Here is a 1,991-nt window from a genome sequence, read left to right as displayed (position 1 = left end):
GAAGATGGCGGCCCTGGTGGTGGCGGCGACCAGCTCCTTTCTCACCCCCTTCATGGGCTCCTCGGTGAACATCGCCCTCCCGGCGATAGGCGACCAGTTCGCCCTCGACGCCGTGACCTTGAGCTGGGTGGCGACCTCGGCGGTTCTGGCGGCGGCGATCTTCCTCATCCCCTTCGGCCGGCTGGGAGACATTTATGGGCGTAAGCGGGTCTTCACCTGCGGGGTCTTGACGTACACCGGGTCCGCCCTCCTCTGCGCCCTCGCCGCCTCGGCCCCCATGCTGATCGCCTTCCGGTTCACCCAGGGGATGGGCGGGGCGATGATCTTCGGGACCGGGACCGCTATCCTCACCAGCGCCTTCCCCGCCCGGGAGAGGGGGAAGGCCCTGGGGGTGAGCGTATCGGCCGTCTACCTGGGCCTGACTCTGGGCCCGTCCCTGGGCGGGTTTCTCACCTTTCACTTCGGCTGGAGGGCGGTATTTCTCTCGAATCTGCCCGTCGGCCTGATGGTGCTGCTTTTGGTGGCCCTGCGGCTGAAGGGGGAGGTGGCCGAGGCCCGGGGCGAGAAGTTCGACCTCTTCGGCTCGGCCCTCTACTCTCTGGCGCTGGTGGCGACGATATACGGCTTCTCCATCCTGCCCGACCTCGTCGGGGGCGGGCTGATCTTGCTGGGGCTTCTGGGCCTCGCAGGCTTCGCCCTGGTGGAGTCGAGGTCGGAGAGCCCGCTCCTGGAGGTCGGCCTCTTCCGGGAGAACAAGGCCTTCGCCCTCTCCAACCTCGCCGCCCTGATCAACTACAGCGCCACCTTCGGGGTGGGCTTTCTCCTCAGCCTCCATCTCCAGTACGTCCAGGGGCTCACCGCCCAGGATGCGGGGCTGATACTCATAGCCCAGCCCCTCTTGATGATCTTCGTTGCCCTCCTCTCGGGCTGGCTCTCCGATCGGATGAGGCCGCAGATTCTAGCAGGTCTCGGTATGGCCCTGACCACGATCAGCCTTCTCACCCTCATCGACCTCGGAGGCGAGACGTCGATCGAATCGGTTCTGGTGAGCCTTGCGATCCTGGGCCTCGGCGTCGGCCTCTTCTCTTCCCCCAACACCAACGCCGTCATGAGCTCCGTTCCGTCTCGGTTCTACGGCGTCGCCTCCTCGACCCTGGGGACGATGAGGCTCTCCGGGCACATGCTGAGCATGGGGATGGTGATGCTCGCCTTCTCCCTCTACATGGGGCGGGTGGCCATCAGTCCTGAGGCGATCGACCTCTTCACGAGAAGCGCTCAGGCGACCTTCGGGGCCTTTGCGGTTCTCTCCTTCGGAGGGATCTTCGCCAGCGTGATCGGAGGTGGGAGGGAGAGAAAGCCTTCAGGGAAGGGACGCGAGGAGAGACGGTTCTGAAGATGCATGTAAATCCATGGCCCACCAATTTAGACAATATCCGCGCAACCTTGAAATAGATGGTCGCATATATTAGTGAGACAGAACCAACAACCGTACGATCTGCGAGATCAGCGCTTCTGAAGTTCCCGGAGATCGGTTTTCCACCCGGGAATTCAGAACTTCTGAAGATCGCAGAAAGATGTAAATTGGAAATGGACTTGAAAACAGATGGAAACTGACGAGGAAGTCTTCAAATGAAAGTGTGTATTACAGCAGCCGGTCCCGGCCTTGACGCTCCCCTCGACCCGAGGTTTGGACGGTGCGCCTACTTTGTGGTCGTGGACGCGGAGACGATGGAGGCAGAATCGATATCGAACTCCAGCGCTGGCGCTGCTAGCGGAGCAGGTATACAGGCGGCCCAGACCATCGCCAACGCCGGAGCAAAAGCCCTGATCACCGGGAACATCGGCCCCAACGCTGCCGAGACTCTGAAGGCTGCGGGGGTTAAGGTCTACCTCGCCCCCGGAGGGAGCGTCAGAGAGGTGGTGGAGAGGTTCAAGAACGGTGAGCTCTCCGAGACCTCTTCTGCCTCGGTCTCCGCCCACGCGGGGATGGG

Annotated in this window: 2 protein-coding genes; both read left to right on the top strand. The window is 62.6% G+C overall.

From position 1 onward, the window contains the following. On the top strand, positions 1-1,393 hold a 1,393-nt coding region (locus ACP5EL_RS10415; RefSeq protein ID WP_428402442.1), incomplete at its 5' end, for an MFS transporter. A gap of 236 nt (positions 1,394-1,629) precedes the next feature. Then, positions 1,630-1,991: NifB/NifX family molybdenum-iron cluster-binding protein (locus ACP5EL_RS10410; RefSeq protein WP_428402441.1), on the top strand; the 362-nt coding region annotated here is incomplete at its 3' end.

This window comes from Methanocrinis sp., from assembly GCF_049974945.1.
GTDB lineage: Archaea > Halobacteriota > Methanosarcinia > Methanotrichales > Methanotrichaceae > Methanocrinis.
Note: the sequence above shows the minus strand (reverse complement) of the source record. Positions and strands in the feature narration are given on the sequence as shown.